The following is a 20,046-nucleotide window of genomic DNA, read 5'->3' as shown; positions in this document are numbered from 1 at the left end:
GCCCTATACCATTTTATTTAGAATCTTGCCGAGGACATCCCATCCCTTTGTAGTATCAATCGACATTTCACTTCCGGGAGCAGATAGACTTGGCGCAAATATTCCGTTGCATGAAATATGATTATAATAATCAAGCAATGCCTGTTCATACGATCTTGGTTGGCTTGAGGAATTGCTATCTCCATCCGTAAAATACCATCTTCCCATCGCAACATATACAAAGGAATCAATTAAAATTCCTGACAGATGATAGCTCGAATAAGAATCATCTCTGATCGTTCTTATGTGCTTACAAGTAGCACACAATAACCCATTAGATGAGCTGTTCTTTTCCTTCATTGCTTTTTGCTCAGACTTAGGATCTGTTGTTCTCCAGTTTCCTCCCATATTCGTATCTGGATATTTGTATGAAACACTACCACCCCAACTTGTCTGCGGAAACGCTGGTAACACTTCAAATTTCATCCCATCAGAAAAGGCAATTTTAACAACCTGACCATCTGCCCTAATATCGCTTCTTGAATAGGGAGTTTCAATCGCATTCTTCACAGCCTGTAAAAGTCGAGATTGCCCATTCCCTTTAGAATATGAGTACCGATTATATTCATCTTCCGGAATTTCAACAAGTATATCTATGTCACTTATATTTATTGCTGTGTTTCTTCCATAAGAACCAACATAGAGACTATGTGTGGTTTCACTCGTTGAATTCCAAAACTCTTGATTTATAGCTTTCGTAACCGTACGATATCTGTTTGCTATGCTTTGACGCGTTACTAAAGGGATAATGTTATCATGTCTTATTACATTTGAACTCATAATTATTTCTCCATTTCATTTTTGCCTTTTGATTATCAGGAAACTCTATTCGAAAGCCGCCAGAAACCACAACATCTTCTTTTCGTTATATCAGCTGTATCAGCACTTATTATTGTCATAAGCTCCTCTGTCTTCGGCAACCATCATCAATTCCTGATTATTACTCTCTTTCAGTACCTCACTATAGTTAACTACCCGATGCTCCATATCATTGTTGTCCGTCCAGAGCTCGCACTGAATCATTACAGTAACAACAGCGTCATCCATGCCCTCCGGTGGGTATTTATGTTTCTTAAGGAGCACCGTTATCCTCCTGAAGGTATGGAAGATGCTGTTCAAACAGTAATGACTCAGTGTGAGCTGTGGACGGATAGAACAGATCTATAGTTTTGCATAATTATCGTAATTGAACCACTTCGATAATTAGCCTAAACCTTATTTCCCCACTTCACCAGCTGGGTGCAAAGTGGGTGCACCTTTTAACGTTAACATCCTGTGCACTCAACCCTAGAGCGTTGATATCTTCCCTCATACAGCCAAAACACGCTCAAAAATCGCAAGGAACCAGCTTAAAGCTACTTCGCATTAAACCTTTTAACGACAGCCCTCGCTAAGCCTTGTTACACAAGGGCAAACTTGCATCCGGCTATTAAGCCCTTGACATCAACACAACACTCTCAACGTGGATTGAGAGAACTCCAAGTATAGCTACACTTTTTTGAGTGCACACTATGGATACCGGGTGCACCTTTTAACGATAGGAAAAGCTATCGTTAAAAAGTTTAAGATTGGCTTAATAGCTTAATTTTTGAGCATAAAAAACAGCCTAGAGAGGATTACCCCTAGGCTGACTTTTGTAACATTTCAAACGCTCACATTCTTTTTGGCTTTTACGATGCCCTTTCAATATCCACACTAATCTCTGATTTAAAAGTTACGCTGAACCTATCCTCGTAAACTTTTATTTTCTTGATGTACTTTCTTACCAGCTTCTCATCATACTCACTAATATCGTGACGCTCACTTTTCAGAAAATCTTCCATTTCTCTGATTCGTCTTTTAGCATCTTCTTGACCTGCTTCTTCTATAAGAAGCTGCTGTTTCTTAACTTTAAGCTCATCAATCTCATTGGCAGTTTTCGTGTAGTCTTTTTTAGCTTTAAGCAAGGTTAGTAGTATCGCTTGTTTAACTGCAATTCTTTTATCAACAGTTTCAATCTCGCTTAAGTTATTGCACGCGATAATTTCTCTAATATTATTCTTCAACGTATCCAACACTTCATCCGATTACCCTAACTAATCACCGGCTAAACAGGACGGACATTGAGCCTGACTTTAAGATTCATAAAAAGAAGTGACTATCACTGACAGAGATCAGTAATAGTCACCCAACGTGAGATATTCAACTATTGACTTGAACCAAACAAAATTCAATCAGTCTTTCGAAGGACAGTCTTAAGCGAGATAACTGTGACACCAATAACAAAAGAGGTAAAACCAATTCTAATAGCAAGTGTGCCATCCCATATTAAGGCAACCAGCATCGCGATTAAGGCAACCGTCAAGCCGAATGTCGCTACTTCACGGCAAAAACGAACGAGCTTATCCATTCCCTTAAAAACCTCCTCGTGCACATACTAATAATCAGGTCTCATTTTACCTTTTGAGCTATATTTAACCACATCACAACCTGGGTGCAAAGTGGCGAATCGACTTGCATGAGCGCTTTGACAGAGCTTGAAATTGCATAACGCATTTCAAGCTCCTTCAAAGCGTGATTTGGCTCAAATGTAAAGTCCAGTGGACTTTACATGCCAAATCAGCCGAACGGCTGCTAATAGCCGTGAGGAATAACATAATTCGCGAATGCACTTCGATTCGCTGAGCTTGCTCAAAGTTGAAAACACAGTGTGCTTTCAACGCAAGCGAAGTACGTTAATATCCTGTGCACTCGACCCTAAAGCGTAGACATGTTCCCTCATACAGCAAAATCACTCTCAAAGACCGCGAGAACCCAGCCTAAATCCGCCACACGCTAAACCTTTTAACGATAGACCTCGCAAACCCCTGCTACACAAGAGCAAAAATGCACCCACCTAATCAGACTTTGACATCAATACGACACTCTCGACGTGATGCGTATGCGGAAAAATGTCGAAAGCCCGGAAACTTTCCACATTCATTCCCGCATCGATAAAGGCACCCACATCGCGTGCCATCGATGCCACGTCGCAGGATATCAGCAGAATTCTCTGCGCCCCGGATTCTGCAAGTTTCCGCACCGTAGGTATTTTCAGTCCCGATCTTGCGGGATCTGCCAGAATCACATCGGCTCCGCGTACCAGTTCCCCCACGTTTTGCGCATCGATTTCCGTCGCGGATGCGCGCGCCCACGGGAATTCATGCAGATTGAACCGCGCACTTTCCACTGCCGCAGAGTTTAATTCGTATCCGGACACGCGCCCCCGCTCTCCCACTGCATCGGCCAAAGGCAGTGTAAACAGGCCTGCCCCGCAATACAAATCAACGGCACGCATCCCCGGCTGCGGTTTCAGGGCCCGCATTGCCTCCCGCACCAAAGTGCGCGGCGCATACCTGTGCACCTGCCAAAATCCGCGCGGAGACAGCCGGTAGCAAAATGTTTTCTTCCCGCCGGCACAATACCCGATTTCCACGTATTCACGTACAAAATCGGGGCCTTTCACACCCGGCGCAGTCCAAAATTTTCCGTCTGCGGCAATTCCAAGATCTCCCTGCGCGGAAGCCAGCGCACGGACCACACTTCCTTCCGGGATAAAACCGTCCCATTTTGAGCCAAACAGTTCCAGATTCTTCAAACGGGCATCCGCAAGACGCATATCGGTCAGGCGAATCAGTTCTTTGCGCCGTTTGGAATGCATTCCGAAACCGTGCTTCAGCTTCACCAGATCCGTCCGGCTGCGCATATGCCAACCGTCGCCCGAATCTGCGCCCTGCACCTTAAAATCCCGGGCGGAAAAAATTTCCGCTGCTTTTTCTCCGCCCACGCGCCGTATCTGCCCCAAAATGATCTGTTTTTTCAGTTCCCGCTGATGAAACAGGCTGATATGCCCAAAATCCGCCACTCCGGTTTGGGACGCGCTCCCCACCGGCCAGGGATGTTCCACCCGGTTTTCGGAAGCGGAGAGCACTTCCAATGCCAAAGCACGATAATACCGTGCCCGCTTCTCGGTTATCTCGGCTTTCAGAACTTCACCGGGAATGGCTCCGCGGACGAATATCGCCGCGCCGGCGAAATGCGCAATGCACTCACCCCCATGCGTCATTTCTCCCATTTCGAGAGTAAGGATATCTCCGACAGCCGGTGAGTGTTCCATTTTTTCCTTAACGTAGGCGGGCAGACAAATACATTACAGACAGCGGACAGGCACGTTTACCCACTGATTTGCCCTGCGTCGTGCGCACGGGCTTTCCCGGGTAACCGGCGCAGCAGCATCCAGGAAAAATACAGAGCCAACATGGTAACCGGCAATCCCATAAACAGTTTCGCCAAACCGAGAATTTCGGTACTGTCTGCCAGATACAGCGGCATTTGAACGATTAGACGCGAACCGAACACGGCAAACCAGATCCATGCAATCGAGTAATAGCACAGGCGTGTCCGCGCCATATTTTCGCCTTTCACCCACTGCATTTTTTCACCGCGAAAATATCCGAGCACAATTCCGGGCAAAGGGCGGCGCAGAAGAATCGAAAGCAAAATCCCCCCGGCATAGATGGCATTTGTTGCCAGGCCGATCACAAAAAAATCCGACGAATTTCCCGTTTTCCGCACGATAAACACCGACAGCGCCATAGCAAGGATTCCGCCGACGGCCGGCAGAACCGTGATTTTCTTAATTAACCGAAGAACGGCAAAAAGCAGGCAGACCGCCAATGAGATACAGGCGGGCAGTATGTGGTCTTTCAGGATAATGAAGAGCACCAGAAACACGAGTGTCGGAATCACCGCTTCCGCTATTGCGCGCACACCGCCGACGGCGGCAATCGGATCAAACTCCTGTGCGTTCAGCAGCGCGGTACCCGGCCCGGATTGTTTTTTCCGGGCATTCGGCCCGGAAAACGGGGAAAATTCTTCCATTTACCCGCTCTCCTTTTCCACCCCGGCGGTCTGCACCTCGACCCGGCCGGGTAAAATCTCTATTTTTTGGCGATATGCGGCAGGCGCAGAGGAAGCAGCTCACGCGGTGTACGCGGTTCTTCCCCGCGGTATACCACGGTCTGTGCCAAAATTTCCAGCAGCCCGGCAGCTGCCCGCGGATCCGATCCGGCACGCCCGTAAAGCGAGGCACGCAGCATCCAACGCGGGCCGTCGATTCCGAGGAATCTGTGGGGAGCAAAATTCTTGGAATTTGCCACCGGCATATTGGCCATCAGTTCTTTCCCGAAAGGGCCGTTCATTTCCTTGGACGATCCTCCCTGACCGGCGATTGAGGTTCTCATATCCAGGCGCACTTCGTCCCAGATATTTGCGCTCTTCGGCGCGGCAAATACCTGCATCTGCAGGGCCGAATCCCCCAGAATATAAACCACGCCGATCACCTGCGTCTGTGATTCGTCGGTAATAAACTGTATCGATGTTCCTTCGGCAGGCGGAAGCCACAGCGCACCGGCGTCAATACGGTTGCCCGGCCCCTGAACCTCTTTTGAATCAAAGGGTCCTACCGCTTTTTTTGCAACACACGCTTCCTCGTTTTGCGCGAAATCGGTGTGCGTATTCTTCGTTTTTTTTCTGCGTCCTGAAAATAGCCCCACAAGAATTCCTAATGTTGTAACCGCGCTTCAAATTTATTTCGGTCCGTTTCAGGAAGCGCACTCCGTACAGATCGGCATACCGTCTTCTTCGTATGCAAGCTGGGAACGGTGATGGACAAGAAAACACGACCCGCAGGTAAATTCGTCGTCCTGCGCCGGAATAACCGCCACCGACAGTTCCACATCGGACAGGTCGGCGCCGGGCAGCTCGAATCCGTCTGCCGCTTCGGCTTCGTCTACATCCACGGAATCAGATCTGCCTGCGCCGGTATGCGCCTTCAGCTCGTCCAGCGAATCCTGCTTCAGATCTTCATCCTGTTTGCGGGGCGCATCGTAATCAGTTGCCATATGCCTTCCATTTCAGGGTAAAAATAAATGTTCTCCCGAAGTCTTTGTATCAGAGCCGGTAAAATAATGCAACATAATTTCAAAGTTTCTTCCCTCGGCTTTACATTCATCCCCCGTCTGTTTATTTTTGCCGCACTTTCCCCTATCCGCGGTTCAACACGGCAAAGCGGAATAACACCCCCAAAAAAGAAATAATATGGCAAGATTGGGGAGGAGGGTGAAATGATTACACTGGAATTTCTCGGGCTTGATGCTTCAGGAAACAAGCTTACTTTCAATGACGCCGACGGCAACCGCTACGAGGTGTCTGTCTGTGACGAAATACGGGCGGCATTGCGTAAGGATATTGATTTCAGCGAACCTTTGCAGGAGCTTAAACCGGCTTCGCCGCGTGAAATACAGTCTTACTTCCGGCAGGGAAAAACCATTAACGAGGTAGCCGAGCTGTGCGCTCTTCCTCCCTCACAGCTCACGAGGCTTGCCATGCCGATTTTCGCCGAACGGCAGTACGTTGCGCAAAGCGCGCGAAAATATATGCAGACGGCGGACAATGAGGGAATGACTGTCGAAGAGCTCGTTGTTTCGCGTCTGATCGGACGCAAAGCCGATGCCGATACGCTCACCTGGGATGCGGTACGGAAAGCGGACGCACCCTGGACGCTTATCGCCCGTTACACGGCAGAAGGAAAACGGTGCTGTGCGCAGTGGTCCGTCAGTCAGCGGGCAAAAACCCTTCGGGCCTTAAACGAGGAGGCAATCGCCCTGACCGAAACACCGCTTGCCGCACCTTCTTCCGCGTGGCATCCGCTGCACGCACCGCAGCCGGGCACGCCGGCGCAGGCAACACCGATAACCGCCGCGCACACCGAGGCGCAACAGCATACGGACACACCGGAGACGCAGGAGCACCCGGATGTTTCCGCCGACTCTCCGGTTTCCGCCAAAAACGTGGACATTGACGCCGTGCTCGCCTCTCTCGACACTCAGCGCGGAGTGTCGCGCCCAATGCCAAAAGACGATTTTCTCGACGGCGCACACCCGGCATCTTCCGAACCGGAACGGGCCACAGACGCCCGGATTTTAAGTTTTCCCACACGCCATACTGCAGATACCCAAGTCGCGGACAGCAGCGGGGAAAATCCGCAAAAACCCCTTCCCGGGCTGACGGAAGACAACGGACAGGCGGAGAAACAGCCCCAAGCGCAGAAACCGAAAACGAAACGCGACCGCCCCGCGATGCCTTCATGGGACGAAATAGTTTTCGGCTCCCCAAAATCCGATGAGCACTGAATAAGGCGCCGCCAAAACGTACAGCCAATAAAAACATGCACGGGCAGAACGCGGATACCTTTTACTCGTGTTCCTCCAGCAGTGTGCGCGGAGACAGCTCTCCGGCCCGCACGCTTTCTGCCGTCATTCCGCGCATATGGTGTTTCCTGCACAGAACTTCGTATGCCACCACGTCACGGTTGTCGGTGTCTCCCACCACAACCTGCTCCCCCTCGCGTACCATTATCCCGTTCACTGTCCGGGCGTTATGCGTGGCACGGGCTCCGCACCAGCATAGCGCTTCAACCTGCAGCCGTTCCACGCGGTCGGCCAGTTCCAGCATCCGTGCCGATCCCGGAAAAAGACGCGTCAGAAAATCGGTGGTAATGCCAAACCCGTAAACGTTGATCCCGATTTCATCCACAATGCGTGCCAGCTGGTCAACCTGGGAGCGCGTGTAAAACTGGACTTCGTCGCAGATAAGATAATCCACGCGTCCCGCAAGACGGAGTCTGTTCACTGCCTGCCAAAAATCGGTTTCGCGCGTGACTTCCACCGCATCGGTAATCAGACCCAGACGCGAAGAAAGTTTTCCCGTGCCCGCACGGTCATTCATTGAAAAAATGATTCCGCGCAGTCCCCGCTGCCGGTAATTGTATGAAGTCTGCAGCGCCAGCGTGGATTTTCCGCAGTCCATGGTACCTAAAAAAAATACCAGTTCGGCCATTAACATACCACCCTGATCAGCGGAATCAGCATTTCGTCGGGCGTCATTGATCCATGAACTCCAATCATTGCAATCGCGGAAGCGGAATGCACCCGCGAGTCCACAAAACCCATTGTGTTTTTGGAAAACACGAGCACATCACCGATTACGGAACGCGCAAAATCGGTGACGCTGCCCATTATACCGCTTTGCAGCAGCTCTTCCTTTTCCACAATCCAGGCATCTTGGGCGAAACGCTCCCGCCACCGCCGGGCAACCGCCTGCGGAGTGCCGGTATAAATCTGGAAGGCACGCTCTTCTCCCGCCACGCAGTCTACATTTGCCGTCAAATCGGCATTGGCGGCAATATCCGTCTTCTCCCCGGCGTCCGTCATCCCGTGATCCGCCGTGAGAATTACCAGCGTCCCCGGCGGAACACAGCGCAGAAAACGGCCGAATTCGGCATCAAAGTACTCCAGTGCGGAAATCCACTGTTCCGATTTCCACCCGTATCGGTGCCCGGCGGAATCCAAATCCCCCCAGTACACGTAGACAGCTTTTTTCCCGCAGCGCAGCAAATGCGCCGCACAGTCAAAACGTTCCGGCAGCGTCTGTGCGGGAAAACACGCCGCTCCCCGCAAAGCCGCCAGGGAAAGCCCCGAACCGATAAATTTTTTCGGCTGTACCGCCGCGAATGTTTCTTTTGCATTGGGAAGCTGTTCAAAAACAGTCGGATGACGCTGCCACTGCCCGGCCACGTATCCTGAATTTTCCCAGTTTATCAGGCTGAACACTGCCCCCGTACGCGGAGAACGCAAAGAATATCCCGCCATTGCCGTCTGCCCGGGCAGAGCGCCGGTGCCAAATGCCGTGATTGCCGCCGCAGTGGTTGCCGGCACAACGGACGTCGTCTGCGCCCCGGGATCCAAATGCCGCAGATTCGGCACATGACCGCTGCGCGACTGAAGCTGCAAAGAGCCCAAACCGTCGGCCAAAACCACGCAGACGCGTTTCACTGCCGGAAACGAAAAAGCATCCTGTGCCTGCTTCGCCTGTTCTTCATCCGTCAGACAGGCAGCTGCGCAGGCGCCCCACAGCACAGACTGCAGCCCGAAACGTCCGGGCAAAACCGCCCCGGGGAAAAGCTCCTCCGCGTTCACCGTGCCTCCCCTCATCGCGCAACGTTCCCCTCCATTGTTTCACTTTCGCGCCGAAATTCGCCCCCGATGCGGGATAAGTCGTTAATCTCACTGCCCGCTTTGGTGGTGTTGCTTATTCTTCGGAACCGCTTTTTTAGCCGACGAAGTATTTCGGGATATGATTAGAGCCGGTAAATATGAGCCGTGCAGGCATAAAAGGAGCTGTTATGCAGGTCAAAGAGAAAATCATCGATGTTGACGTCTCGCAGGAGATGAACACCTCGTTTTTGGAATACTCCTATTCCGTGATTTATGCCCGTGCACTGCCCGATGCGCGCGACGGTCTCAAACCCGTGCAGCGCCGGATTCTGTTTCAGATGAGCCAAATGGGACTCACCCCGGAAAAGGGACACGTAAAATCCTCCCGTGTGGTCGGCGAGGTAATGGGACGTCTGCATCCGCACGGAGACAGTGCGATTTATGATGCAATGGTCCGTCTCGCCCAGGATTTCACTCTTCGGCTGCCGATGGTAGACGGGCACGGCAACTTCGGCTCCCCCGACGACGGTCCGGCGGCGGCGCGCTACACCGAAGTCAGAATGGCACCTCCCGCACAGGCAATGACCGCCTCCCTGAACGAAAACGTAGTCGATATGGTGCCGAACTACGACAACACCATGCTTCAGCCCGAAGTGCTGCCTGCGGCAATTCCAAATCTGCTCGTAAACGGATCGTCGGGAATTGCGGTGGGAATGGCAACAAATATGCCCCCGCACAATCTTGGGGAAGTCATTGCCGGCGCGCGTCACCTGCTTATGAATCCGCAGGCAGATCTCGAAGAACTGATGCGCTTCATTCCCGGGCCGGACTTGCCGGGCGGAGGCAGAATCGTCGGACTGGAGGGAATCCGACAGGCATACGCCACCGGGCGCGGAAAGTTCGTTACCCGCGCAACCGCACATATTGAAAATGTGACGGCACGGAAAAAAGGAATCGTGTTCACCGAACTGCCCTATATGGTAGGTCCGGAGAAAGTCATTGAAAAAATCAAAGACGGCGTACAGTCCAAAAAACTGCAGGGAATTTCCGACGTGCAGAACCTGACCGACCGAAACCACGGTCTGCGCCTGGTGGTGGAGGTGAAAAACTCTTTCCACCCGGAAGCCGTGCTTACGGCCCTGTACCGCCACACCCCCCTGGAAGAATCGTTTGGGATAAACAACGTTGCGCTGGTTGACGGCCAACCCCGGCTGCTGGGACTCAGACAGCTGCTGGAAGTATATCTCGAACACCGGCTCTCGGTTACCCGCAGACGCACCGAATTCCGTCTCGCAAAAGCAGAAAAACGTCTTCACCTCGTGGAAGGTCTGCTGACTGCCATCGCCAACATCGACGAAGTCATTGAAATTATCCGTTCTTCCCAGGATTCCGCCGCCGCCTCCGCCCGGCTCGCGGAAAGATTCGCTCTGACGCACGAACAGTGCGAATATCTGCTTGAGCTGCGTCTGCGCAGGCTCACGAAATTTTCCAGGATAGAGTTGGAAACGGAACACAAAGAACTGAAAAGCGAAATTTCCCGGCTGAACGAAATTTTGCATTCCCCGCAGGCACTGCGGGATCTCGTTTCCGCGGAGTTGCTGGAAACGGCGGAAAAATACGGTACCGGACGCAGAACCGCTTTGCTGGAAAGCGATACGGGCGAAACAAAAACTCCGAAAACACTGAAAATTGAAGACGACCCCTGCCTGGTCATCTATTCCGCAACGGGTCTTATTGCACGAATTGCGGACGACAGACCTCTTCCGCGTGCGGGTGCGCGCGTAAAACATGATGCTCTGCGCGGCGTCGTCAAAACAACAAATCTCAGTGAATTCGGCGTGCTTACTTCCGACGGACAGGTATTTTCCCTGCGCGCAATCGACGTACCGGCCATTCCCGCCACCGAAAACGCGCCCGGGCTGGGCGCGGGCGCACCTTTGGACGAGCTTCTCCTGCTTCCCGCACACACCCGAATCGTGGATATCATTGCGCTGGACGGCAGCCGGGCACCTCTTGCGATTGCCACAGCACAGGGGAAAATTAAGCGCGTGCAGCCCGGTTATCCCGCGCGTACGCCTTTTGAGATCATCAGGCTCAATCCGGGTGACGAAATCGTCGGGGCCGCGCCTGCGGCAGATACCGACGTGATCGTGCTTATTACCGACGACGCACGGCTTTTGCGTTTCTCCGCAGACGCCGTACGCCCCCAGGGACGTGCCGGGCGGGGAATCGCGGGAATCACCCTGAATCCCGGTGCGCGGGTCATTGCCTTCAATACGGTTCCCGCAGACGATCTGGGATCCCAAATGGCCGTAACCGTGGCAACCGCTTCGTCGGTGCTTCCCGGAACGGTACCGGGAACAGTGAAGGTAACTCCCCTGGACCGCTACCCCGCCAAAGGACGTGCCACCGGCGGAGTGCGCACGCACCGTTTCCTGCGCGGGGAAGACCGGCTCTCCCTGGCATATATCGGCCCGGATCCCGTGCGGGCAGTCACCTCTTCGGGAGTTCCTGCGGAACTGCCCGCACCGGATGAGAGAAGAGACGCCTCGGGCACGCCGGCACAGGGAATTATCGCTGCTCTCGGCTGAAAATAAACGTTTCTTCGGTCGGAATAAACCCAAATTCCCGCACGAATACGGACTGTTCGCCGTTTCCCTGCGAATCTGCATATCCCGTATCCGCATATACGGTCTGCACGCCGGAAGACATAATTTCGCGCAAAGCCCGGGAAATCAGCATCCGCTCTATATTTTCGTGCAGAGAATGGGGGAAAACCGCTATTTCCTCCAAATATCCGATCACTGCGCGGTCTTCGGTATCCTCTTTCATTTTTGACGCAAGAAGATACCCGACGGGCTGCGGACGGTCGGAAAACCCGTCAAATGCCACAAAACACCACGGAAAATAAAAATACCGCATAAAATCTGCATCCACCGCACCGAAAGACGAATCGGGGCAGAGCCGTTTCAGCAAAGGCAGATGCTCCGGGCGTAAAGACTGAATCCTCAAATATCTTCCGGTTTCTTCCGTGCCCGGATAGGGAAAACCGCCGCAGCCCGGCACATCCGTTCTTTTTTCCAGATGGATTGACCTGCAGTGTACGGAAAATCCGTAGCTGTGCACAAGACGGATTAAATCCTGCTGCCCGGAGCGCACATACATCCTGATACCGTAACGGCGCAGAGAATGCGCCCCCGCCAGAAGCTGCGCCGAGCGCAGCTGGCGTTCCAGCAGTTCCGCTCCCAAACCGCGCCCCCGCCAGCGCGCGCACACGCCGCCTGAAAGTATAATCGCATTTTCATCTGCGGAAAAACGCAGAAAACCAAAAGCAAGAAGTTCCGCTCCCCGCCATGCTCCCTGAGCCTGCCATACACCGCCGCCGTCCAGATAGGATTCTATTTCCTGCTTTGTCGTCCGAATATAGGCAAAATCGCTGCGTTCGGTATCCGCAACCGCGTCCGCCACCGCCCCGGCATCGGACGGCCCGAGCCGGCGCCATATCCATTCGCGCACTTTCACAGTAAAACACCGGCCATGGCATCACAGGTCGATCGAATACAGAATCTGAGAAAGCCCCTCCAGGAAACCGTGGCGGGAAAGAAAAGTATAGGTTGAATTTCCTTCCAGAACAACCGGTACGCGGATTTCGTCTTTTTGACCCGGCATTTCGGAATCAAGCAGGGAAAGAATCATATTCAGACCAATTCCCCGCCCGCGCAGGCGGCGCTCCACCCCGTAATGACGCACAAAAATAAGACCGGGAACTGCGGTATCCACAGTCAGGGTGTAAGCCACCACATCATTGCCGTCAAACAGCAGATAAGAGTGGTTCATATCTATCCGCGGCAGAAAATTCTTCCAATTCTGCGCCGATATCGGCTGGCTTCTCTCCTTCGTGATCGTCAGCCGATTATGCAGGTTTCGCAGCTCCTCACAGTATTTCAGGGAAAATCTTTCCCGACGGTATCCTTTATCCGCCAGCCATTTGCGTGCCTGCGGGCCCAGCCGGGCGTCGTCGCTGCCTATTTTCCTCACCATCAGCACTTTTTTGTATTGCGGGGAGAACCCTCCGGCCGCCAGCAGTCTGCGCCGGTCCAGATTCGCAGAATTGACACTCGAACGGATTGCCACCGGCAAATCGCGTCCGTCGGCAACCGCCAGCTGACGCGCCCGTCCGTCCTGCCACTCCAACAGAGCCCTGCCAATTCCCCGACTGCGCCAGGAAGTTTCCACAACCGCAAAAATATCTATCTGCAGTTCGGTCAGGGCCGATTCGTTCAAAGCCACCATTGCCAAAGCAATCAGATCGTGATTTGCGTTCCAGCCGCACAGAGTGTCTGACCGTTTTGTGTCCCGCAGCGCAACTTCCAGCCGGCCGGCAAATTCGTTCGTGCTCAGCTGCTCGCCGGTGAGCTGCTCGCCCGCACAGCGTACGTACAGCCGCACCGCCTGCGGCACATCTTTCGGTTCCAGCTTTCTCCAGCTCAGACCCAAATGCGACCCGGGAATGCGCACATTTTCCGGGGCATTGATCCGGCGCGCGAACTGACTTCTGCGGTCGGTATGCGAAGAAGCGGATAAATCCTCAAAATCAGACATGAGTCCATTTTACCCAAGAAAATCCGGGAACCGAAGTTTAGGCATCAATTCGGGAACGCGAAACACTGGCCGCCCCCCGCACAATAAAATCCCTGCGCGGGGCAACGTCACTTCCCATCAGCAGTTCAAACGTGCCCTCGGCGGTTTTCAGCGCTTCTTCGTCGGCCATGGAAATCCTGCGCAGCGTGCGGTGTGCCGGATCCATTGTGGTTTCGGCAAGCTGATCGGCATCCATTTCTCCCAGTCCCTTATAACGCTGAATCGGCTCTTTATAGCTTCTCCCCTGTTTTTTCAGCTTCGCCAGCACGGTGTGCAGCTGCGAATCGGAATATGTGTAAATATATTCTTTCTTCTTTTTCCCGTTTCCGGCTACCTCTACCCGGTGCAGCGGAGGAACGGCGGCATAGACCCGTCCGGCCTCCACCAAAGGACGCATATACCGGAAAAACAGAGTCAGCAAAAGTGTGCGGATATGCGCCCCGTCCACATCCGCATCGGTCATGAAAATAATTTTTCCGTAGCGGGCCGCAGCCAAATCGAATGTGCGCCCCGAGCCGGCACCGATCACCTGAATAATTGAAGACACTTCCGCATTCTTCAGAATTTCGGCAGGGGAAGCCTTCTGCACATTCAGAATTTTTCCGCGAATCGGCAGCAGGGCCTGGAAATCCGAGGACCGGGCGAGCTTCGCCGTTCCCAGAGCCGAATCGCCTTCCACGATAAACAGTTCGCTGCGCTCAATTTCACTGCTTCTGCAGTCTGCCAGTTTCGCCGGCAGTGTGGAAGACTCCAGGGCATTTTTTCGCCGCGAAATTTCTTTTTGCGTCCTGGCCGCGACCCGGGCACGCATCTCCGCCACTATTTTTTCCAGCAGACGCAGATTTTCCGTTTTCCGATCCCTTTTTGCGGATTTAAGAAACCCGGTTACCTGCGTTTCCGTAATTTTCTGCACAATGGAGCGAATCGGGGCCGTTCCCAGTATTTCTTTTGTCTGCCCCTCAAACTGGGGTTCCGGGAAACTGACGGTCACAACCGCGGTCAGACCGGAGAGAACATCGTCTTTTTCGATTTTTGCCTCGCGCGAACCGAGTTTCAGCTGCCGGCTTTTCGCTTCTGTCTGTGCCCGTACGGCCCGTACCAGGCCGTTTTCAAATCCCGCCAGATGCGTGCCGCCCTTGGGCGTGGAAATAATGTTCACATACGAGTGTTCTTTTGTTTCGTAACCGGTTCCCCACCGCAGCGCAATATCCACTTTGCAGCGGCGTTCCACCTCTTTCGGCTGCAGATGCCCTGTGTCGGGGTTCAGTGCCTGCACTGTCTCGGTAAACACGTCTTCGCCGCTGATCTGCCAGATCCCGGTAACCGGGGGATCCTGGGCCAAAAATTCAACGAAGTCGCGCACTCCCCCTTCGTAATAAAAAATTTCTTCCGAATTTTCCGCCGCACTGCCGGTTTTGCCTTCCGCGGCGGGCAAACCGGCTTGCGAAGATCCGTGCGCCGGGAAAGCCGGTCTTCTGTCGCGAAGAATAATTTTCAGGCCCGGGACAAGGAAAGCTTTTTCCCGGATTCTCTCGCGCAGCTCTTCGGCATCAAATACGGCATCTTCGGGAAAAATCTGCGGGTCTGCCCAGTAGCGCACGCGCGTGCCGGTTTTCTTTTTTCCGATTTTCCCCACAACGCGCAGTTCCGAAGCACTTGTGAACGGGGAAAAATCTGCCAGGGGATCGGGAGCTGTTCCGCTGTCGGAAAAAATCCCCGGTTCTCCGCGGCGAAACGACATCGCCCACGTTTTTCCGCTCCTGTCCACTTCCACGTCCAGACGCCGGGAAAGGGCGTTCACTACGGACGCGCCCACGCCGTGCAGACCGCCGGAGGCCGAATATGATCCCCCTCCGAATTTGCCGCCGGCATGAAGTTTCGTATACACAACTTCCACGCCGCTGGCACCGGTGCCCGGAACGGTGTCGATCGGAATTCCGCGTCCGTTGTCGTCCACTTCCACCGAGCCGTCCGCATACAGGGTAACGGTAATCTCGTCGGCATACCCTTCCAATGCCTCATCCACCGCATTGTCGATAATTTCCCAGGCACAGTGCATCAGACCCCGCGAATCGGTTGATCCGATATACATCCCGGGACGTTTCCGAACTGCTTCCAGCCCTTCCAAAACCTGCAGATGGCGTGCGTTGTATTCTTCGCTTTTCCCTGTTTCTAACACTTTGCAAGTCTATCTGTGCCAAACGCTATTTTTCTCCGACGCCACGCGCCAAACGCGTCACACCCCATATGTCTGCCCGATTCATCCCACCAGATGAGTCTCATCAATAATTTCGACGGCGGACTCCGCCAGTTTTACGCGGTGTTCGTTTGCGTGATGCGCACAAAACAGCAGCTCCCCGAACGGCAGAATTACCTTCATATATGCCCGCGCACCGCAGGCATCGCATCGGTCTGCCGCCGTGAGACGGGGGCACTGTTCGGTTTGCGGAAGTTCTTTCTGTAGTGCTGTAACCATATTTAAATTCTACTAAGAGAATCCCGCATTGAAAAAATACGCCGGGCTAATTCGCGCATAACGAAACACTGACTTAGAATATGAGACGGAATACGCGCCCGGGCGGATTTCCGGGCAGATCCGGAAGCGGATCCGGATGTTCGCAGAAATCTGAAAGCAGGCAGAATGCACGGCAGAGTAAAAAGCCGGGCCACAGCGGAAACGCCGTCCCGCGACGTCCGTTTTTCCGCGGTCGACGTGGAAACAACCGGTCTGGATCCCCTCGGAAACCGAATCATCGAAATCGCGGTTGTCCGTCTGGACGCCTCAGGGAAAGAAACGGACGTATGGTCTTCTTTGGTGAACCCGCAGTGCGAGGTCTCTGCCGTGGAAATTCACGGTATCTGCGGCAGGGACGTGCGCTGTGCCCCCGTATTTCCCGCAATAGCCGAAACCGTCGCGGAACTTTTGGAAAATACTGTCCTTGTGGCACACAATGCCCGCTTTGACCGCTCGTTTCTCAATGCCGAATTTGCCCGGGCGGGCACGGATTACCGCATTCGCCCGGAAAACACCGTCTGCACAATGGACCAATCCAAAATATACTGCGAACCGGGGCCGCATTCCCTCTCCGGTCTCTGTTCCCGCCTTGGGTTTGGGCAAACCGGGGCGCACCGCGCACTGAATGACGCACGGATGTGCGCAAAACTCCTCAGATATTATCTTCGGCGCGAAGAGCTGAATCTGCGGTGCTGCGAACGCGCGCTCAGCAGGCAGGGTACGGAAATTTTCCCCGAAAGCTGGACTGGGGCCGTACCGTGGAAAATGCGGCCGGCACGCTGATCCGATTCCGTTACCGTTAATCCAGATAGTCGCGCAGTACCTGCGAACGGGAAGGATGACGCAGTTTGGACATCGTTTTCGATTCGATCTGCCTGATACGTTCCCGTGTTACGCCATAAACCTTTCCGATTTCGTCAAGGGTCTTCGGCTGCCCGTCAGACAGTCCGAAACGCATTGACACAACTCCCGCTTCGCGCTCGGAGAGAGTGTCCAAAACCTGATGCAGCTGTTCCTGCAGCAGAGTGAAACCGACGGCATCGGCGGGTACCACGGCTTCGGAATCTTCGATCAGATCTCCGAATTCCGAATCGCCGTCTTCTCCCAGCGGAGTATGCAAAGAAATCGGTTCCCGGCCGTATTTTTGCACCTCAACCACTTTTTCTTCACTCATATCGAGTTCTTGTGCCAGCTCTTCCACAGTTGGTTCGCGTCCGAGATCCTGCAGCATCTGCCGCTGCACGCGGGCAAGCTTGTTGATCACTTCCACCATATGCACGGGAATACGGATCGTACGCGCCTGGTCTGCCATCGCGCGCGTAATCGCCTGGCGGATCCACCATGTTGCGTAAGTGGAAAATTTATATCCCTTTGCGTAGTCGAATTTTTCCACAGCCCGCACAAGCCCCAGATTGCCTTCCTGAATTAAATCCAAAAACAGCATTCCCCGGCCCGTATATCTCTTTGCCAGCGAAACCACCAGGCGCAGGTTCGCTTCCAAAAGATGATTCTTCGCATTGTGCCCGTCACGGGCGATTAAAGACAGTTCCCTGCGGTATTTGGGATCGGAGATATCTTCGGTATCCAGAATATGACGCGCATACAGACCCGCCTCAATTCTTTTAGCCAGCTCCACTTCCTGTTCTGCGTTAAGCAAAGGCACTTTGCCGATCTGTTTGAGATAATCTTTGACCGGATCGGCCGTGGCACCGGCAACTGTCACCCGCTGCTGGGGTTCGTCCGTGTCGTCCGAGTCTTTTACCACGAATGCGCCCGCCGATTTGGCAGATTCTACATCCTCTTTGTTTTCTTCTTCGGATTCTGCGTCTTTTTCCTCTTCCTCGGGCAAAAGACTATCGTCGTCCTCATCGTCTTCGTCCGAATCCCCGGTCTCGACTTCGAGATCTATCTCTTCTTCTTCGATAATCTCCGGCTCATCGGGAGTGTCGGCGGATTCAAGATCGCCGTCATCGGGTTCGGCGGTATCTTTGCCCGAATCGGTTTCCGAAATTTCAGACACTCCGCCTGCAGGTGCGCCGCACCGGAAATTAATCAGTTCTTTCTTGGTTTTTGCCTTCGCTTCCGCTTCCGTCATTTCCCCGCGGGAAACACGGTATTCAATCCAGACCTGCTTCAGATCCGAGGATTTGGGTGTCTGAGTATCTGCATTCGGAGTAATATCCCGTATTGCATCCGTACCCTTCTTAGAAATACCTTTCGTCTTTTTCTGCGCAGTATCTCCGGTCACGTGGCACCTTTCAAAGAAATTATCAAATATAACCCGAATTTTCATTATATCCCCATATTGCACGCAGCCCAAACCCGTATCCGCGAAATGTTGCGTCAGCCGTTTTTCTCCCCTTTGCCGCAGAGGTCAAAACACGGCGGAGGAATCTGCGATTCAATAGTCCGAAGCAGCAAATTTGCCAGAGAATTATTTTTTTCTTCTGCCAACGACCGAAGCACGTTTAGCTCCGCTCCTTCGTTCATTCCCAGCCACCAGTATAGATAGGCGACGGCGGCATACCCGGATCCGTCTCCTTTTGGCAGATAACGGTTTATTCTTTTCAGTTTTTCGATAACCCGAAAAATTCTTTCCGGAGCCGGTTTTTGCCCCGCGGCCTGTTCGAGCAGAAAACAAACGCTGTCTGTGTCGATTTCGCTTATTTTTTCCACCTCGCGGTTCACGGCAAACAGCAAAATGCAGTCCCGGAGAAAATGGGATCCGAGCCCGGCCGCCAGTTCGGCAACGCTTTTTTCATCGGCCGGATTTTTTGGCACTTCACCCATATTGGGGAATCCTTCATACTCGTCTCTCAGTACTTTTTCCCACAGGGATACATTCGGCAGCTGTCTGCCGCCCATGCTTTTGCACATCACCGAAATTCTTGCGGCTGCGGCACCGGCCGCTTTCTCTTCACAGTAAAGTGCTTCTCCGGCCGGCAAAACAGAACTCTTTGACGGCAAACCCCGATTCGGATTATGCGGCAGTGCGGAAAGGAAGCCGTATTCTTCAGGTTCGCAATAGGGATGAAAATAATTCGCATATTCTTCTTTTTTCGGGAAACAGTTTTCCCGTGTTTCGCGGATGCTGCTCCGAGCAGCACAGATTTCCTCCCAGCTGACCCGGTTTTTGAAGTCGGTTAGATAAATATCCAGAAGGAAATTTGGGGAAATAAGTTTAAGTTCCTGTTTTTCGGTTAAGTCGGTGCATAAAATCCGTAAAAATTTTTCAAACAGCACGTTTTCGCACATACTCCGCAGGTCCGAACCGTAATAGTTCACGATCAGCGCCGTAGTTTGTGCCTCGCGCAGGAGAAAAAGAATTTTGGATACGGTGCAGCAGGGATCCATAGTTTCCGGATCGGATATTATTGCCGTGCTGTGCAGGAAAAGCCTTCCTGATGGCAAATCTGCGGCTGTTTTGCTTTGGCCGCCCGAAGCGCCGTTGGATGCGGAGTCTGTGCCCGGCATTGACTCTGTGCCCGATATTAATCCTGTGCCTGATAATCCCGAGGTAGCATCCGTATTCCTTTTGGGCCCGAGACACGATACGGTGATGCAATTTTGCGGGCGGTATCCCAGCATATGCGGAAGCAGAGCAAGCAGCTGCGCCGGGGTGTCGAGTTTTATTGTTTCAGCCATATTAATATAATGGCGTTTTCTTCCTGCGGCGTTTTGGCGGATCCTGTTTCTGTGTGTAATGGCGTTGTGTGGGCTGTGTGTGGATATGTGTTGTGTGTATATAAAAAGGGAAACCCGGGGTTTCCTCCCGGG

19 protein-coding genes are annotated in these 20,046 nt (G+C 53.0%); 3 read left to right on the top strand and 16 right to left on the bottom strand.

The window, feature by feature from the left end:
* Positions 1-3 precede the first annotated feature (3 nt).
* The 8 genes from HMPREF1631_RS06890 to HMPREF1631_RS00265 all read right to left on the bottom strand — a co-directional run bounded on the left by HMPREF1631_RS06890 (position 4) and on the right by HMPREF1631_RS00265 (position 5,960).
* On the bottom strand, positions 4-819 hold the full coding sequence (locus HMPREF1631_RS06890) for a nucleotidyltransferase domain-containing protein (protein ID WP_084707233.1): 816 nt from the start codon (positions 817-819) through the stop codon (positions 4-6).
* A gap of 99 nt (positions 820-918) precedes the next feature.
* Complete coding sequence (locus HMPREF1631_RS00295; RefSeq protein ID WP_034231080.1) at positions 919-1,086, bottom strand: hypothetical protein; 168 nt, start codon at positions 1,084-1,086, stop codon at positions 919-921.
* Between the two features lie 623 nt (positions 1,087-1,709).
* Positions 1,710-2,096: a hypothetical protein gene (locus HMPREF1631_RS00290; RefSeq protein ID WP_034231002.1), complete on the bottom strand. Its 387-nt coding sequence runs from the start codon at positions 2,094-2,096 to the stop codon at positions 1,710-1,712.
* A gap of 152 nt (positions 2,097-2,248) precedes the next feature.
* Positions 2,249-2,428, bottom strand: coding sequence for a hypothetical protein (locus tag HMPREF1631_RS00285; protein WP_009994761.1), 180 nt, complete (start codon positions 2,426-2,428; stop codon positions 2,249-2,251).
* 486 nt (positions 2,429-2,914) lie between these two features.
* Positions 2,915-4,174 carry a class I SAM-dependent RNA methyltransferase gene (locus HMPREF1631_RS00280; RefSeq protein ID WP_034231000.1) on the bottom strand — a complete coding sequence of 420 codons (1,260 nt, stop codon included), beginning with the start codon at positions 4,172-4,174 and terminating at the stop codon, positions 2,915-2,917.
* A 56-nt stretch (positions 4,175-4,230) separates the two neighbouring features.
* On the bottom strand, positions 4,231-4,938 hold the full coding sequence (locus HMPREF1631_RS00275; RefSeq protein WP_052046883.1) for a DUF3159 domain-containing protein: 708 nt from the start codon (positions 4,936-4,938) through the stop codon (positions 4,231-4,233).
* Between the two features lie 59 nt (positions 4,939-4,997).
* Positions 4,998-5,612: a DUF3710 domain-containing protein gene (locus HMPREF1631_RS00270; protein WP_052046882.1), complete on the bottom strand. Its 615-nt coding sequence runs from the start codon at positions 5,610-5,612 to the stop codon at positions 4,998-5,000.
* A gap of 48 nt (positions 5,613-5,660) precedes the next feature.
* Positions 5,661-5,960 carry a DUF4193 domain-containing protein gene (locus HMPREF1631_RS00265; protein ID WP_034230997.1) on the bottom strand — a complete coding sequence of 100 codons (300 nt, stop codon included), beginning with the start codon at positions 5,958-5,960 and terminating at the stop codon, positions 5,661-5,663.
* A gap of 222 nt (positions 5,961-6,182) precedes the next feature.
* On the opposite strand from HMPREF1631_RS00265, the gene sepH reads away from it, so the two are divergent.
* Positions 6,183-7,250: a septation protein SepH gene (gene sepH, locus HMPREF1631_RS00260; protein ID WP_034230994.1), complete on the top strand. Its 1,068-nt coding sequence runs from the start codon at positions 6,183-6,185 to the stop codon at positions 7,248-7,250.
* A 61-nt stretch (positions 7,251-7,311) separates the two neighbouring features.
* Here sepH and HMPREF1631_RS00255 read toward each other — a convergent pair whose 3' ends face one another.
* Positions 7,312-7,956 (bottom strand): thymidine kinase, encoded by a 645-nt coding sequence (locus tag HMPREF1631_RS00255; RefSeq protein WP_034230992.1) that lies wholly within the window; start codon positions 7,954-7,956, stop codon positions 7,312-7,314.
* Positions 7,956-9,110, bottom strand: coding sequence for an alkaline phosphatase family protein (locus tag HMPREF1631_RS00250; protein WP_034230989.1), 1,155 nt, complete (start codon positions 9,108-9,110; stop codon positions 7,956-7,958). Before HMPREF1631_RS00250 ends, HMPREF1631_RS00255 begins: the two co-directional genes overlap by 1 nt.
* Positions 9,111-9,301: 191 nt before the next feature.
* On the opposite strand from HMPREF1631_RS00250, the gene HMPREF1631_RS00245 reads away from it, so the two are divergent.
* Positions 9,302-11,704 (top strand): DNA topoisomerase (ATP-hydrolyzing) subunit A, encoded by a 2,403-nt coding sequence (locus HMPREF1631_RS00245; RefSeq protein WP_198017331.1) that lies wholly within the window; start codon positions 9,302-9,304, stop codon positions 11,702-11,704.
* Here the strand turns inward: HMPREF1631_RS00245 and HMPREF1631_RS00240 are convergent.
* The 4 genes from HMPREF1631_RS00240 to HMPREF1631_RS00225 form a co-directional block, all read right to left on the bottom strand.
* A complete protein-coding gene (locus HMPREF1631_RS00240; protein WP_156956165.1) occupies positions 11,685-12,629 on the bottom strand; it encodes a hypothetical protein in 945 nt (314 codons plus the stop codon). The two genes, HMPREF1631_RS00245 and HMPREF1631_RS00240, sit on opposite strands and share 20 nt — an antisense overlap.
* Before the next feature lie 27 nt (positions 12,630-12,656).
* Positions 12,657-13,715, bottom strand: coding sequence for an N-acetyltransferase (locus HMPREF1631_RS00235; RefSeq protein ID WP_034230982.1), 1,059 nt, complete (start codon positions 13,713-13,715; stop codon positions 12,657-12,659).
* A 37-nt stretch (positions 13,716-13,752) separates the two neighbouring features.
* A complete protein-coding gene (locus HMPREF1631_RS00230) occupies positions 13,753-15,933 on the bottom strand; it encodes a type IIA DNA topoisomerase subunit B (RefSeq protein ID WP_034230980.1) in 2,181 nt (726 codons plus the stop codon).
* Positions 15,934-16,014: 81 nt separating this feature from the next.
* The gene (locus HMPREF1631_RS00225) at positions 16,015-16,230 is read right to left on the bottom strand and encodes a hypothetical protein (protein ID WP_034230977.1); all 216 of its coding nucleotides are present in this window, start codon (positions 16,228-16,230) and stop codon (positions 16,015-16,017) included.
* Between the two features lie 165 nt (positions 16,231-16,395).
* Here HMPREF1631_RS00225 and HMPREF1631_RS00220 point away from each other — a divergent pair, with 165 nt between their 5' ends.
* Positions 16,396-17,052: a 3'-5' exonuclease gene (locus HMPREF1631_RS00220; protein WP_034230975.1), complete on the top strand. Its 657-nt coding sequence runs from the start codon at positions 16,396-16,398 to the stop codon at positions 17,050-17,052.
* Positions 17,053-17,068: 16 nt separating this feature from the next.
* Here the strand turns inward: HMPREF1631_RS00220 and HMPREF1631_RS00215 are convergent, their stop codons facing one another.
* Both HMPREF1631_RS00215 and HMPREF1631_RS00210 read right to left on the bottom strand, forming a co-directional pair.
* Positions 17,069-18,517, bottom strand: a complete 1,449-nt coding sequence (locus HMPREF1631_RS00215; protein ID WP_232215371.1) for an RNA polymerase sigma factor — start codon at positions 18,515-18,517, stop codon at positions 17,069-17,071.
* 95 nt (positions 18,518-18,612) lie between these two features.
* Entirely contained in the window at positions 18,613-19,914 is a 1,302-nt protein-coding gene (locus tag HMPREF1631_RS00210) for a hypothetical protein (protein ID WP_034230972.1), read from the bottom strand.
* Positions 19,915-20,046: the final 132 nt, after the last annotated feature.

This window comes from Arcanobacterium sp. S3PF19 (genome assembly GCF_000758825.1).
GTDB lineage: Bacteria > Actinomycetota > Actinomycetes > Actinomycetales > Actinomycetaceae > Arcanobacterium_A.
This window is presented reverse-complemented; position numbering and strand designations above follow the sequence as displayed.

Bases quoted from the DNA above. Each gene is read 5' to 3' on its own strand.
- HMPREF1631_RS06890 (WP_084707233.1), bottom strand. From the start codon at position 819: ATGAGTTCAAATGTAATAAGACATGATAACATTATCCCTTTAGTAACG.
- HMPREF1631_RS00295 (WP_034231080.1), bottom strand. From the start codon at position 1,086: ATGGATGACGCTGTTGTTACTGTAATGATTCAGTGCGAGCTCTGGACG.
- HMPREF1631_RS00285 (WP_009994761.1), bottom strand. From the start codon at position 2,428: ATGGATAAGCTCGTTCGTTTTTGCCGTGAAGTAGCGACATTCGGCTTG.
- HMPREF1631_RS00280 (WP_034231000.1), bottom strand. From the start codon at position 4,174: ATGGAACACTCACCGGCTGTCGGAGATATCCTTACTCTCGAAATGGGA.
- HMPREF1631_RS00275 (WP_052046883.1), bottom strand. From the start codon at position 4,938: ATGGAAGAATTTTCCCCGTTTTCCGGGCCGAATGCCCGGAAAAAACAA.
- HMPREF1631_RS00265 (WP_034230997.1), bottom strand. From the start codon at position 5,960: ATGGCAACTGATTACGATGCGCCCCGCAAACAGGATGAAGATCTGAAG.
- sepH (WP_034230994.1), top strand. From the start codon at position 6,183: ATGATTACACTGGAATTTCTCGGGCTTGATGCTTCAGGAAACAAGCTT.
- HMPREF1631_RS00255 (WP_034230992.1), bottom strand. From the start codon at position 7,956: ATGGCCGAACTGGTATTTTTTTTAGGTACCATGGACTGCGGAAAATCC.
- HMPREF1631_RS00250 (WP_034230989.1), bottom strand. From the start codon at position 9,110: ATGAGGGGAGGCACGGTGAACGCGGAGGAGCTTTTCCCCGGGGCGGTT.
- HMPREF1631_RS00245 (WP_198017331.1), top strand. From the start codon at position 9,302: ATGCAGGTCAAAGAGAAAATCATCGATGTTGACGTCTCGCAGGAGATG.
- HMPREF1631_RS00235 (WP_034230982.1), bottom strand. From the start codon at position 13,715: ATGTCTGATTTTGAGGATTTATCCGCTTCTTCGCATACCGACCGCAGA.
- HMPREF1631_RS00225 (WP_034230977.1), bottom strand. From the start codon at position 16,230: ATGGTTACAGCACTACAGAAAGAACTTCCGCAAACCGAACAGTGCCCC.
- HMPREF1631_RS00220 (WP_034230975.1), top strand. From the start codon at position 16,396: ATGCACGGCAGAGTAAAAAGCCGGGCCACAGCGGAAACGCCGTCCCGC.
- HMPREF1631_RS00210 (WP_034230972.1), bottom strand. From the start codon at position 19,914: ATGGCTGAAACAATAAAACTCGACACCCCGGCGCAGCTGCTTGCTCTG.